Here is a 12,077-nt window from a genome sequence, read left to right on the forward strand (position 1 = left end):
CCAGTCGCAGGGGCCGGGTTCGGGGCGCAGGAACCGGGGACGGGCCGGGGTCCGAGGCGCACGGCCGGAGTCCGGCCGGGTCGCGTGGCGCCCGGGGTCAGGGGCGCAGAAGGCCCCGGGCCGTCAGGGCGAGGCTCACCTCGACGAGGTCGGACGGGCGGGACAGGGAGCGGCCCGTCAGCTGTTCGTAGCGGCGCAGCCGGTTGAGCACGGTGTTGCGGTGGCAGTACAGGCGGCGGCTCGCCCGCTGGGCCGAACCGTCGCAGGCGAGCCAGGTGGCCAGGGTGTCCAGCAGCACCTCCGCGTCGGACGGTTCCAGTCCGGCGAGCGGGCCGAGAAGGCGGTCGGCGAGGGCGGTGCCCAGTTCCGGGGCGGTGACCACCAGCGCGGCGGGCAGATGCTCGGTCAGCCGGATCACCCCTCCCTGCTCCGGGCACAGCGCCAGCGCGGTGTCCGCCAGCCGGCGCGCCTCACCGACCGCGGCCAGTCCCTCGACGGCGCTGCTGACCCCCACCCGCGCACCGGGCCCCCGCTCCTGCTCCGGGGCGAGCCGCGGCTCCCGGCCCTCCTCGACGAGCACGATGCCGTAGTCCGCGTCCACGCCCGGGTGCCAGTGCGCGCGCACATCCGGTTCGGCCAGCAGTTGTGCGCCGGCACCACCGGCGACGGCCACGACCACGTAGCGGCCCTGCTCGGGCAGCCCCAGCGCCTGCGCCGCCTCCGGCAGGTCGGCGATCCGGCTGGTGCCGTCCAGCAGTGCCCCGGCCAGCAGCCGCACTCTGTTCTCCCGTTTCCAGGCCAGTTGTCTCTCCGTCTGCCGGTAGGCGTCCGCCAGGAGGGTGCAGTGGTCGTCGACGAAGTCCCACACGTCGGAGGCGACATGCACCAGCAGCCGCACGTCCTCCGGTGCGGTCCGTGAGGTCTCCTCGACCAGGCCCTGCCACACCAGCGAGCCGCCGAGCCGGAAGGCGTGCAGCAGCGCGTCCAGCGGCATGCCCTGTTCGGCGCGGGTGGCTCCGATGCGCCAGGTGCAGCGGCGTGCGGCGTCCCGGGCGCCGCGCGGGTCGAGCAGCGAGGAGACGCTGTGCCGCAGGGAGCGGTGCGCCTCCTGCCAGACGCCGGTGGCGTCGCACTCCACCGCCGCCCGGTAGGCGGGCTCCTGCTCCTGCAGTGCGGCCACCAGCCGGTCGGTGAGCTGGGGCAGGTCGTTCAGCAGGGCGCGGGCGGCGCTGTGCAGGACGCGCAGCGCCTCGGCGTCGATGAGCGACCGCATGCGCGAGGTGCGGCGCGCGGGCGCGGGCGTGGCTCCGGGGCGAAGCAGGGTCCGTGGCCGTACGGCGTGTTGCATCGCGCATCTCCCCCAGGGTCGGCTTCCCGGGCGGCGCCCCCGGCGGTCCGCGCTCCGGCTCCTGCCGGTCACGGAGCCCGTGGGCCGGTCGCCACCTGACTCGTCCTGCCCCGAAGGATGGCATACCGTCCGGTCGGTCCCTAGAGCCGTGCACCAGTCTTTTCCGCCCGCTCGAGCCGTGCACCAGTCTTTTCCGCCTGGTCGACCAGCCGGGCCAGCTCGACCCGGGAGCGGACCCCCAGGGCGGCGAACACCTTGCGCAGGTGGTAGTCGACCGTGCGGGTGCTCACGGACAGACTCAGGGCCACCTCCCGGTTGGTCGCGCCCTGGGCCACGTACCGGGCGATGCGCAGCTGCTGCGGGGTGAGCGCTCCCAGATCCGCCGTCCCCGCGCCCGGTGTCTCCCCCGTCCCGGCGGCCGGGGCCGCACCGCCCGCCCGCAGCTCCGCGCCCGCCTGCCTCGCCCACAGGTGGGCACCGCAGCGTTCGAACCCCATCAGCGCCTCCCCGAGCCGCTCCCGCGCCTCCCTCAGCCGCCGCCTGCGCCGCAGCCACATGCCGTACAGCAGGGCGGTCCGGGCGCGTTCGAAGTCACCGGCGCTCTCCTCGTGCCGGTCCAGGGCCCGCCGGTACAGCAGGTCGGCCCGCTCCGGGCCGGCCAGGAGGGCGCGGCAGCGCAGGAGTTGGGCGGGGGCCTGCGGGTCGGCGCCGCAGGCGGCCCACACGGCGAAGTCCTCCACCACCGTCCGAGCGTGCTCCGGCCGTCCGGCGAGGGCCGCGGCCTCCACATAGCAGGGGACGGCCAGCATCCACACCGCGAAGTGGCCGCGGCGCGGACCGGGGCGCACCAGCGGTCCGAGCCGGTCGGCGGCCTCCCGGGGCCGGCCGGCACCGAGGTCGGCGCGGGCGGCCGCCCACTGCGCGAGGGTGGCGGCCTGCGCCAGCCCGTGCCGCCGGGCGATCGCCAGCGCCGCGGCGACATGCCCGGCGACCAGGTCCCTCTCGCCCTCGATCGACGCGGCGAGCGCCAGCACCGCGTGATGGTGGGCCTCGGTGTTGCGCTGGCCGGCCCGCCGCGCGCTGCGCAGCCCCTCTTCGGCCCGGGTCCGCGCCAGCTGATGCTCCCCGGCACGGAGTTCCGCGTACGCCAGGTACTCCAGCGCCCGCGGTTCGAGCGCCGCGGCCCCGAGCGTGCGCACCGCCGCCAGCGCCCGCGCCCCGGCCCGCCGGGCACCCGTGACGTCCCCCAGCATCAACGCGGCAGCGGCCGCCCGCAGCAGCCGCTCCGGCTCGTCGGCGGGCCGCCCCCGCTCGACGACCCGCCCCAGCGAGGCCCCGGCGAGATCGAACCGCCCCAGCAGCACGGCCCGCATGCCGTCGAGGTGATCGCGGAGGTGAGCGGCGGAATCGGAGCGGCACGGGGCGGGGCCGGGAGGAGTGGGGGTGCGGGCTCCGGGGCGGGTGGCTAAGCGGGAGGACCCGTGATCCGACGTGCCGCTGTGTCCCGCGCCGGGTCTCGCCAGACGGCCCACGGGGACCGGGACTTCGTGCTCGCGCAGGAGCGGGGGCGCGGCGCCCTCGGGGGTGAGGGCCAGGAGGCAGGCGGGCAGGTCGCCGGCGGCCCAGGCCGCGTTGGCCGCACCGAGGCCGGCCGTGTCGGCCTCCTGGGGGTGGCCGGCGGCGGACAGCAGCCGCTCGGCGAGGAGGAAGGATTCCCGGGCGTCGTCCACCGGACCGTCGCCCAGCAGTACGGTCCCCCGCAGCAGCTCGGCGCGGCCGCGCACGGCGACGGGAAGGGCAGGGCTGCGGGCGGCGTCGAGCAGCCGCAAGGCCTCCGCGGGGTCGCCGGCGAGCAGCGCCAGCTCCGCCGCGGCGGTGTACCGGTGAGCGCGCTCGGCGTGGTCGGGTGTCAGCTCGGCCGCCCGCGCGCGGGCCCTGCTGCGAAGGGCGGGAGATGCGCCCGAGGCGTCGGAGGCGGCGGCACCGGCCAGCTCGTCCGCGAGCGAGGACGCGGGCTCCGGGACGGACCACGAGCGGTGCAGCAGGGCCGGGATGCCGTGCGGCTCGGCCGACAGACCGGCCAGCGCCCGGTGCGCGGCCCGTCGCCGCTCGGGCGGGGCGGCGGCGTACACCGCCCTCCCGATCAGCGCACTGCGGAAGCGGATGCGCCCGTCCGCCTCGAGGAGCGTCTCCGGCAGCTCAGCGTTCTCCGGTTGCTCACCGGCCGCTGGATCCGTGGCCGTCGCCGACGCAGGGTCGGGACGGCCCGTCGCACGCCGCACGAGATCCGCCTCCGCGTCCGGCTCGCCCGTGGCCCGCAGAGCCGCCGCCAGCGTCAGCGACACATCGGCCTGCTCGCGGGTCAGTCCGGCCAGGTGACCGCCCACCAGCGTGGTGAGGATCTCCGCGTCGGCCAGGGGACGCGGCAGCGGGGCGTGCCCGGAGAGCTGGGCGGGGGTCAGGCGCTGGGCCATGGCCCGCAGCAGCGCCGGGTTGCCCTCGGCCTCACGCAGCAACTCGTCGCGTATCGCGGGCGCCACCGCACCGCCGGTCAGCTCGTCGAGCAGACGGGACGCCTCCCCCGCGTCGAGCGGGCCGAGGCGCAGCACGGGCAGGCCGGCGAACTCCCGGCCTGCGGGCCGGTGCCCGGGCACGGTCATCAGCAGCCCCACCCCGCCGGGCTCCGCCTGCACACGCCGGGCGGCGCCGCCCAGGGCGGTCCGTGAGGCGGGGTCCCAGAGGTGCACGTCGTCCGCGCAGATCAGCAGGGGTGCCCCGGAGGCCGCTGTGCGCAGCGCGTCGAGCAGCCGCTCTCCCGCCGATCCGTCGTCGCGTACGCAGGCGGGGTCGGCTCCGATCGCACGGAGCAGGGTGCGCAGACCGCTGAGGCGCTGACGGGAGCCAGCCGGGTCGGCCCTGACCAGGCGTGCCGGTCCGGCGGTGAAGGAGCGGGCGGCGGAGCGGAGGAAGGCGGTGCGGCCGCAGCCCGGCTCGCCGGTCACCACTCGGACCCCGCCGGTGCCCGATCCGTCCAGGACCTCGGCGAGGGCCTGCCGCCGTGATCCCGTGCGGCGGGCGAGCGAGGCGGTTCCCGGTGTCGAAAGTCCCGTCGTCTGTCCCGTCGTCTGTCCGGTCATTCCCGCGACGTTACTGGGGCGTAACGAGAGGCGGAAGGCGCGCGTCCACTGTCGGGACAACCTTCAACCACCGCCTCACCAGGGGCTTTTGCCGCGAAGAGGCCGCCCAAGTGTGTGCCGCCGCCCAAGCGGGCCCGCCCGCGGCGGTGCACGCGCACAAGCGCCGGGGGCGGCCCGCGCCGTGCACGGACCGCCCCCGGCTGTTCGGGTCAGGAGGTGTGCGGGCAGTTGCCGCGGGCCTCCTCGATGGTCAGGCTCGGCCGGGGCAGCGGGCACAGGAACTGCTCGTAGCGGGTGTCGTTGTCGATGAACCGCTTCAGCCAGGAGATGCTGTACTTCGCGATCGTCGTGTTGGACGTGTTGGGCGCGAAGTGCGTGGCGTTGTTCAGCTCGATGTACGTCCGGTCCAGCGAGGACGGCAGCGTGTTGTAGAAGGGCTCTGCGTGGGTGGCGACGGGGGCGATGGTGTCGAGGTCGGCGCCGAAGATCAGGGTGGGTGTCCTCAGTTCGGGCCAGGTCTTGTCGAGGTTCCACGGCGTCATGGGGATGGCCGCCTTGAGGGACGGCCGGTCCTTGGCGGCCTCGAGGCTGCCGCCGCCGCCCATGGAGTGGCCCATCACGCCGAGCCGGCTGCTGTCGATCCGGTTGCGGACCGCGCTGCTCTGGGTGAGGTAGTCCAGTGCGGCGAGCAACTGGTCGCCGCGGGAGTCGGGCTGGTCCAGGGTGGTGTTGGTGTCGATGGTGAAGACGACGAAGCCCTGGGAGGCCAGGCGCGGGCCGAGCCAGGCGATGGACGACTCGTAGGCGGTGAAGCCCGGTGAGATGGCGACCGCGCCGAAGGTGCCGTCGGCGGTGCTGGTCGGGTAGTAGATGGTGCCCCCGCCGAAGCCCCTGACGGCCAGCGAGGAGACGGAGATCTGCGACACGGCGTACGGGCCGCGTGCCGCCTCGATGCTGGACTCGGTCGGGGCCGGGCCGCGCTCGTAGGGGTTGTCGGCGGCCTGGGCACCGGGCCCGGTGAGGGTCGTGAGGCCGACGACGGCGGCCGTGGCGGCGGCGAGCCCGGCGAACCGCCGGGAGATCCTGCTGCGAAGGCCGCTGCTGCTGTGGGGGAATCGCTGCACGACGAGTGGTCCTCTCTGTGACAGCGGACCGCCCGCCGGCCGGGCAGGGAGACGGGATGCGTGCGCGGCACGCATGCTGCGTCCGTGCGCCGGCCGGGGGCGCCGCCGATGGGCTGGCGGTGCCACTGTCGGAGAGGAAGGGATCGCGGGGGATCGGCAATATCACCGGTCTCGTGCGCCGGCCGGCTCGCGCCCGCCCCCGCAAGGCCCGCCGGGCGCGGTGCGAGACGGCGGCGTGCCGGCCGGGAGCAGCGAGTCGGGCCTGGTGGAAGGGGCCGCGCAGCGGTGTGAGAGGACCCGCATGCGGCAGGAGAGCCGGGGTATACGAGGGTGCGCGGTCACCGTCGGAGTCGGCGCCGACGGTGACCGTCAGTGCGACGGGCGATCAGGCCGCGTCGTACACGTGCGCACGGCCGCCGACCCACTTCACCCAGGCGGGGTCGTCGAGCAGCCGCTCCCCCGCCGGAAGCCCGGCGCGCCGCAGGAACTCCACGACGTCGCGGTCGGAGTTCGCGAGCCCGACGATCTCCCCGCGGATCGTCACGCGCCGTCCGCCCGTGCCGAGCGGCGGGTGCACCACGATCGGGGCCTTCGTCCTCACGTATCCAGCATCGGGCCCGGGCCCCGGATATGCCACCCCTCGGACCGTGTCACCCGCTTGGCTGTCCCGGCGGGCCGCCGCCCCGGGGGCCGTGCTGAGATGGAAGCGGCCTCCATGCCTACCCGGAGGGAGCTGGAAATGCACGAGATGTGGTGCGGTGCAGACACTTCGGGAGAGCCGGTGTGGCACGTCCTGACCACGGACAGGACGACCACGCTGTGCGGAGTGGAGCGCGAGGACGAGGACTCCCGCCGGCGGCATGCCACGGACCGGCACTGCTTCCCGTGCATGAAGTCGTTCCAGGCGGTGATGGAGGCGTCCCGGTGAGGTCCCGGTGGGTGGGGCTCAGTGGCAGCAGCCCTCGCCGTCCCGCCCGCTCGCCGCGTGGTGAGACTGACCGCTGTGGGAGTGCCCGGTGTGCGCGTGGCCGGTCTCCAGCCGGCAGAAGCAGGAGCGGTCGACCGGTACGTCCGCGAGGGCGACGGCCCGGGTGAGCTGCTGGGCCACGATCCCGGCCTCCGCGGTCCTGCCCCTCCTCGTCAGGCACTCGTGGAAGCCGTGCAGCGCCCAGACGTTCCCCGGATGCTGCAGGGGGCGGGGCAGCGTGGAGTCGAGTCCGAGATCGGCGCGGTAGACCGCCTCGGCCTGCTCCACCCGGCCCTGCTCGAGCAGCAGCGCCCCGTAGGCGTGCCGGGTGGGCTGCATCCAGCCCCAGGGCTCGTCGTAGGGGAGGTTGTCGTCGAGCTCGACGGCCCGCTCCAGCGAGGCGAAGGCCTTGTCGAACTCGCCTTTGCGGTATTCGAGTTCGCCGTCCAGCATGGCGCCGGCGATGGCGAGGACGTCCCGGCAGGTGTTGTTGAACAGGGTCCGTGACTCCGGTACCCGGTCGACGGCCGCGCGGAACGCCTGCCGTTCGGTCTCGGCCCGCTCGACGGCCCCCGTGGCGCCCAGGGCGATGCCGCGGGCGTAGTGGAGCATCGCGGTGGTGGCGCAGTACAGCTCGGGGTCGCCGGGGAACGGCAGCGCCAGGATGTCGTCCCAGCGTCCGAAGCGGATCAGCACATGGACGCGCATGGCGAGGAAGCCCTCGAGCCAGTCCGCCATGGGCGGGCTCTGCACCCGCAGCAGTTTCTCCGGGATGGCCGCCTCCAGCTGCCCGGCGGCGTCGAGGGCGACCTGCGAGGCGCCGAGGAACATGGCGCCGTAGATCCTGAAGTGGATGTTGTGCGCCCGGTAGAGGGTGTAGAAGTTCATGGCGCCGACGCGCTCGAGGTACTTCTGGTCGGCGGCGATGGCGCGGTCGTTGTCCCGGATCACGCGCCGGTAGTCGCCGCACAGCACCTCCAGGTGCGACGGCATGTGCTGCAGGTGCCCGGCGTCGGGGACGGCGTCGCGCAGCCGGTCGGCGGCGATCAGGGCCGCCTCCGGCGTGGGCGACATCTCCATCAGGTGGATGTACATGTGCAGGATGCCGGGGTGGTGCGCGCCCGCCTCGGTGGCCAGGGCGTGGTCCAGGATCCTCCTGGCCTCCAGCGTGCGGGCCCCCTCGGCGGGGCGACCGGTCGGGAGGTCCCACAGCTGCCAGGGGGTGAGGTTCATCGCCGCGTCGGCGGCCAGCGTGGCCACGTCCGGGTCGTCGGGTGCGCTCTCGTACACCGCACGCATCCGGTCCGCGTACGGTTCGTTCCACACCGAGCAGTCTGCGGCGGCCTCGGACTGGGGGTAGCGGGCGCGCAGGGCCTCGATGAGAGCCCGCTCGACGGGGGTGGCGCGGCCGGCCCTCTCGTGCGCCCGCTCGACCGCGGCGTGGGTGCGCGCCACGGTGGTGGCGAGCTCCTCGCTGTCGAAGGCCTCCCAGGGCTTGTTGTAGTTGGGGCCGAGGGCGTAGGCGATGCCCCAGTGCGCCATGGCGCAGTCCGGGTCGGCGGCGGCCGCCTTCTCGAAGCAGGCGACGGCCTCCTCGTGGTTGAACGCGTAGGTCCACAGCAGGCCGCGGTCGAACCACTTCTGGGCCTGGGCGGATCCGGTGGTCACGGGCCTGCTGTAGGTGCCGAGGTCGTAGTAGTCGTCCGCGGTGTGCATGACGCTCTCCCTGGAAGCGGCTCTGTCGGCCCTGGCCGGCACGCCGCACCGGCCGGAACGATCCCGACAATAGCCGCGTACGACCATCCGCGCAGCAGACCGGGCGACGCCTACTCGGCGGTGAGGAGCTGCGGCGACAGCACTTTGATCATGGTGTTGGTCCAGCGCATCTGGCGCAGGGTCTGCGGATGGCAGGAGGAGGCCAGGGCGAGCCGCTCGTCCCGGACGGCCTGCGCCGCCTGGGCGAGCATCTCCCAGTACAGGGAGTTGCCGGCGGCGGCCAGGTGCAGGTGCCGCAGGTCGCCGAGCAGGAGCAGGCCGGCCCCGGAGCGCCGGCCGAGGGCCGCCGCGGCCCGCTCGCGCAGCGCGCTGAACGCGGCGGACGCGGGGTCGTCGCGAGACCCGGGCAGGTCGAGGCCGCGCTCGCGGCCGGCGTCGGCGAGCCGCTCGGTGTGCTCCCGGGACCAGCGTGCGACGTCCAGGGCGACATGGTGGAACTCGTGCTCGCCGCGGTGGCGTTCGGCGGCGGCCAGCAGTTCGCGCTCCAGGTGCCGCTCGCCGTCGTGCAGCTCGCTCAGGGTGGTGGTGATGCCGCTCATGTCCCGCTCCCGGCGTCGCCCGCGGCTGCCGCGGTCTCCGGGGTGCCGCGGCGGGCGGCGAGGGTGATCCGGGCGGCGGCCGTCTTGAACAGGGGCTGCTTGGACAGCGGGTCCCAGTCGGTGATCGTGCTCTCGTTGGCGGCGCGGCCGGGGCTGCCGTCGGGGGGCCGGTGGCCGGCCGGGGTGTCCCAGTAGCCGTAGTGGAAGGGGACGAAGACCACGCCGTCGCGCACCGCGATGTCCATGGCGTCGCCGTTGGAGTGCAGGATCGAGGCGGACGGCACCCACCGCTCCACGTCGTCCTCCGTGAGCCCGTCCGCGAGGTGCAGGTCGGTACGTTCCGGCCAGGGTGTGCCGGGGGCGTAGGGGGTGCGCGCTCCCCAGGGGTCGGCGATGCGGTCGTCCGGTGCGTCCTTCATGGTGCGCCCTCTCGTGCGCCGATGGCTGCGCACGGCGAGTACCCGGCGCACGCGAAACGAAGAGTCACCGTCGGTGACGATCGCGCCACGCACGGGTACGGTCGGTGAGCGCCTTCTGATTCGTTCGTGGCTTGTTCGCCGACGGGCTGGCAGGGTCCGCTCGCGCCTCCCTAGGATGTATTTCCTGTCCAGCCAGTCCAGTTGGCGCGGTACTCCGCAGGGGGAACGATGCACACCGGTAAGCAGCTGTCCACCGAGATCGACGCGACCGTGCCGACGGCAGCCCGCATGTACGACTACTACTTGGGCGGCAAGGACAACTACGCGGCCGACCGGGCGGCGGTCGAGGAGCTCGACAAGGTCGTCCCCAGCACCCGCCGGCTCGCGCTGAACAACCGGCGGTTCCTCAACCGGGTGGTGCGCACCCTCGCGGAGGACTACGGAATCCGCCAGTTCCTCGACCACGGCTCCGGCCTGCCCACGCAGGAGAACGTGCATCAGGTCGCCCAGCGGGTCGACCCGGAGAGCCGCGTGGTGTACGTGGACAACGACCCGATGGTGCTGGTGCACGGGCGGGCCCTGCTGGAGCAGGACCAGCGGACCGCGGTGATCCACGCGGACATGCGGTCCACCGACGAGATCTTCGACCACCCCGAGACCAAGCGCCTGATCGACTTCTCGCAGCCGGTGTGCGCACTGTTCAACTCGGTGTTCCACTGCATCCCCGACAGCGACACGGACGGACCGCTCGCGGTGGCGAACCGGGTCCGCGAACGGCTGGCCCCGGGCAGCTTCATGGTGATGTGTCAGCTGGTCAGCGACGACCCCAAGGTGCGTGAGTTCGTCACCGACTTCATGGACAAGGTGACCCAGGGCCACTGGGGCCGGGTGCGGGAGCGCAAGGACGTGGAGGCACTGTTCGAGGGCCTGGAGATCCTGGAGCCGGGACTGGTGGAGGTCTCCACCTGGCGTCCGGACACCGAGGTGGCGCCCCGTCAGCTGACCGACGAGTGGATCGAGTTCGGCGGCGTGGGCCGGCTGCCGCTCTAGCACCGGCCGAGGGCACCTGACGCACCGACGCCCCTCCCCGGCCCGCAAGGGCCAGGAGGGGCGTCGCATGTCGGGCGCGGTACGGACCACTGCTCCCGGCCGGAGTTCCGAGGAGCCGGCCGCGCAGCGCGCGCCGTACGTCAGGAGTAGCGCTCCTTCATCGTGGTGCGCATCAGTTCCAGGGACTCGCGGGGCGTGAGCGCCTCGTCGGCGAGGCGGTCCAGCGCGATCCGGTACTCCTCGGTCTCGTCGCGGTCCTCGAGGAAGTTGGCGCTCCTGATGTGCTCCAGGTAGACCACGTCGGGCAGGTCGAGACCGCCGAAGCGCAGATAGGTCACCGGGATCGCGGGAGCGGAGGCGTTGGTCACGCCGAGCGGAACGATCTGCACGGTGACGTTGGGCCTTTCGGCCATGGTCGCCAGGTGTTCGAGCTGCTCGCGCATCACCTCGCGGCTGCCCAGCACGCGCAGCAGCACGGACTCGTCGACCACCGCCCACAGTTGCGGGGCGTCCGGGCGCAGCAGCAGCTCGGCCCGGCGCATGCGCAGCTCCACCCGGCGCTGCACCTCGCTCGCCGGGGCGTTCGGCAGTCCGCGCTCGACCACGGCGCGGGTGTAGGCGGCGGTCTGCAGCAGGCCCGGCACGTACTGGATCTCGAAGGTACGGATGGTGGCGGCGGCCTCCTGCAACCCCACCAGCCGCTCGAACCACTCGGGCATCAGCCGCTTGTCGTACCGCTGCCACCAGCCCGGTTCACCGGCCCGCCGGAGCAGCTTGAGCAGCACCGAGGCCTCGTACTCGTCCGTGCCGTAGAGCTGGAGGAGCTTGCGGACGTCGGCCTCGGTGGGCGGGCGGCGGCCCTTTCCGGACTCGATGCGGGACAGCTTGGCCGCGCTGAAACCGACGGCGCGGGCCGCCTGGTCCTGGGCCAGGCCGGCGTCCTCACGGAAGCCTGCGAGCTGCACTCCGACCAGCATCTTCAGCAGGGTCGGAGCCGGCTCGGGCCTGTCCAGATAGGGTTCCAGACGGGAGATGCGATGCGACGAGGCGGCGGACATCCTGACTCCCAGCAGACCGGCACAAGGGCGATTTACACTATCGCACCTCGCACCGGCATGCCGCATCACCGTCAGAAGCCTTACAGAAGTGAGGAGTTGCCCTCCGCTACCGGGTACCGCCCCCGTGCTCCCGTTCCGCGCCGCCGGCCTCCGGCGCTCACACCAGGTGGTCGAACTCGCCGTCCTTGGCGCCGGCCAGGAACGCCGCCATCTCGGCCGCCGTGTAGACCAGCGCGGGTCCGTCCGGGTCACGGGAGTTGCGCAGCGCGACCGTTCCTCCGCCCAGCGGGGCGACCTCCACACAGTTGCCTTCGGCGTTGCTGTGCCTGCTCTTGATCCAGCGGGCGTCCAGCTGGCTCGCCCGCACTCCGTTCCGCACTCCTGGCACCGCAGCCTCCTTGCTGATCGTTCGCGCCCCGGCCGAAAACAGCCCACGCAATTTCTCGTGCAATTGCACGCGGACGCTTTCTGCGTGGATAATAGCGGCGGCGTCAACCCCCGTGGTTGCGCCCGGACCTGACGTCGCATCGGGGAGATGCCGTGCCCTCACCTGCGCATCCCGTGATCCGTGCGCCCCGCGCGGACGCACACCCGATGTCGTCGGCGGCCGGTGCCTCCCGCCCCCCCCCCGGCGGGGCCGCGCACCGAGCGCGGCCCCG

Annotated in this window: 11 protein-coding genes; 2 read left to right on the forward strand and 9 right to left on the reverse strand. The window is 73.8% G+C overall.

The annotated features are described in order from the left end of the window. Positions 1–97: 97 nt before the first annotated feature. The 4 genes from HCJ93_RS17945 to HCJ93_RS17960 form a co-directional block, all read right to left on the reverse strand. Complete coding sequence (locus tag HCJ93_RS17945; protein ID WP_167996735.1) at positions 98–1,348, reverse strand: PucR family transcriptional regulator; 1,251 nt, start codon at positions 1,346–1,348, stop codon at positions 98–100. Between the two features lie 140 nt (positions 1,349–1,488). After that, complete coding sequence (locus HCJ93_RS17950; protein WP_167996736.1) at positions 1,489–4,485, reverse strand: helix-turn-helix transcriptional regulator; 2,997 nt, start codon at positions 4,483–4,485, stop codon at positions 1,489–1,491. 209 nt (positions 4,486–4,694) lie between these two features. Beyond that, positions 4,695–5,609 (reverse strand): bis(hydroxyethyl) terephthalate hydrolase, encoded by a 915-nt coding sequence (gene bdeA / locus HCJ93_RS17955; RefSeq protein WP_167996737.1) that lies wholly within the window; start codon positions 5,607–5,609, stop codon positions 4,695–4,697. A 385-nt stretch (positions 5,610–5,994) separates the two neighbouring features. Next, complete coding sequence (locus HCJ93_RS17960; RefSeq protein ID WP_167996755.1) at positions 5,995–6,189, reverse strand: hypothetical protein; 195 nt, start codon at positions 6,187–6,189, stop codon at positions 5,995–5,997. A gap of 135 nt (positions 6,190–6,324) precedes the next feature. Here HCJ93_RS17960 and HCJ93_RS17965 point away from each other — a divergent pair, with 135 nt between their 5' ends. Then, complete coding sequence (locus HCJ93_RS17965; protein WP_167996738.1) at positions 6,325–6,537, forward strand: hypothetical protein; 213 nt, start codon at positions 6,325–6,327, stop codon at positions 6,535–6,537. An 18-nt stretch (positions 6,538–6,555) separates the two neighbouring features. Here the strand turns inward: HCJ93_RS17965 and HCJ93_RS17970 are convergent, their stop codons facing one another. The 3 genes from HCJ93_RS17970 to HCJ93_RS30190 all read right to left on the reverse strand — a co-directional run bounded on the left by HCJ93_RS17970 (position 6,556) and on the right by HCJ93_RS30190 (position 9,310). After that, positions 6,556–8,292: a tetratricopeptide repeat protein gene (locus tag HCJ93_RS17970; protein ID WP_240967672.1), complete on the reverse strand. Its 1,737-nt coding sequence runs from the start codon at positions 8,290–8,292 to the stop codon at positions 6,556–6,558. 110 nt (positions 8,293–8,402) lie between these two features. Then, positions 8,403–8,891: a hypothetical protein gene (locus HCJ93_RS17975; protein WP_167996739.1), complete on the reverse strand. Its 489-nt coding sequence runs from the start codon at positions 8,889–8,891 to the stop codon at positions 8,403–8,405. Continuing rightward, positions 8,888–9,310 carry a molybdopterin dinucleotide binding domain-containing protein gene (locus HCJ93_RS30190; RefSeq protein WP_167996740.1) on the reverse strand — a complete coding sequence of 141 codons (423 nt, stop codon included), beginning with the start codon at positions 9,308–9,310 and terminating at the stop codon, positions 8,888–8,890. The genes HCJ93_RS17975 and HCJ93_RS30190 overlap by 4 nt, the downstream gene beginning before the upstream one ends. 228 nt (positions 9,311–9,538) lie before the next feature. On the opposite strand from HCJ93_RS30190, the gene HCJ93_RS17985 reads away from it, so the two are divergent. Further along, complete coding sequence (locus HCJ93_RS17985; RefSeq protein WP_167996741.1) at positions 9,539–10,360, forward strand: SAM-dependent methyltransferase; 822 nt, start codon at positions 9,539–9,541, stop codon at positions 10,358–10,360. Positions 10,361–10,500: 140 nt separating this feature from the next. On the opposite strand, the gene HCJ93_RS17990 is transcribed toward HCJ93_RS17985, so the two are convergent. Together HCJ93_RS17990 and HCJ93_RS17995 are read right to left on the reverse strand one after the other, a co-directional pair. Then, positions 10,501–11,418, reverse strand: a complete 918-nt coding sequence (locus HCJ93_RS17990) for a helix-turn-helix domain-containing protein (protein ID WP_167996742.1) — start codon at positions 11,416–11,418, stop codon at positions 10,501–10,503. 157 nt (positions 11,419–11,575) lie between these two features. Beyond that, positions 11,576–11,806, reverse strand: a complete 231-nt coding sequence (locus tag HCJ93_RS17995; RefSeq protein WP_167996743.1) for a DUF397 domain-containing protein — start codon at positions 11,804–11,806, stop codon at positions 11,576–11,578. Between the last annotated feature and the right edge of the window lie 271 nt (positions 11,807–12,077).

This window comes from Streptomyces composti (genome assembly GCF_012034205.1).
GTDB classification, from domain to species: Bacteria; Actinomycetota; Actinomycetes; order Streptomycetales; family Streptomycetaceae; genus Streptomyces; species Streptomyces composti.

Coding starts and splice junctions, on each gene's coding strand:
- HCJ93_RS30190 (WP_167996740.1), bottom strand. CDS start 9,310: ATGAAGGACGCACCGGACGACCGCATCGCCGACCCCTGGGGAGCGCGC.
- HCJ93_RS17970 (WP_240967672.1), bottom strand. CDS start 8,292: ATGCACACCGCGGACGACTACTACGACCTCGGCACCTACAGCAGGCCC.
- HCJ93_RS17985 (WP_167996741.1), top strand. CDS start 9,539: ATGCACACCGGTAAGCAGCTGTCCACCGAGATCGACGCGACCGTGCCG.
- HCJ93_RS17965 (WP_167996738.1), top strand. CDS start 6,325: ATGCCTACCCGGAGGGAGCTGGAAATGCACGAGATGTGGTGCGGTGCA.
- HCJ93_RS17950 (WP_167996736.1), bottom strand. CDS start 4,485: ATGACCGGACAGACGACGGGACAGACGACGGGACTTTCGACACCGGGA.
- HCJ93_RS17945 (WP_167996735.1), bottom strand. CDS start 1,348: ATGCAACACGCCGTACGGCCACGGACCCTGCTTCGCCCCGGAGCCACG.
- HCJ93_RS17990 (WP_167996742.1), bottom strand. CDS start 11,418: ATGTCCGCCGCCTCGTCGCATCGCATCTCCCGTCTGGAACCCTATCTG.
- HCJ93_RS17975 (WP_167996739.1), bottom strand. CDS start 8,891: ATGAGCGGCATCACCACCACCCTGAGCGAGCTGCACGACGGCGAGCGG.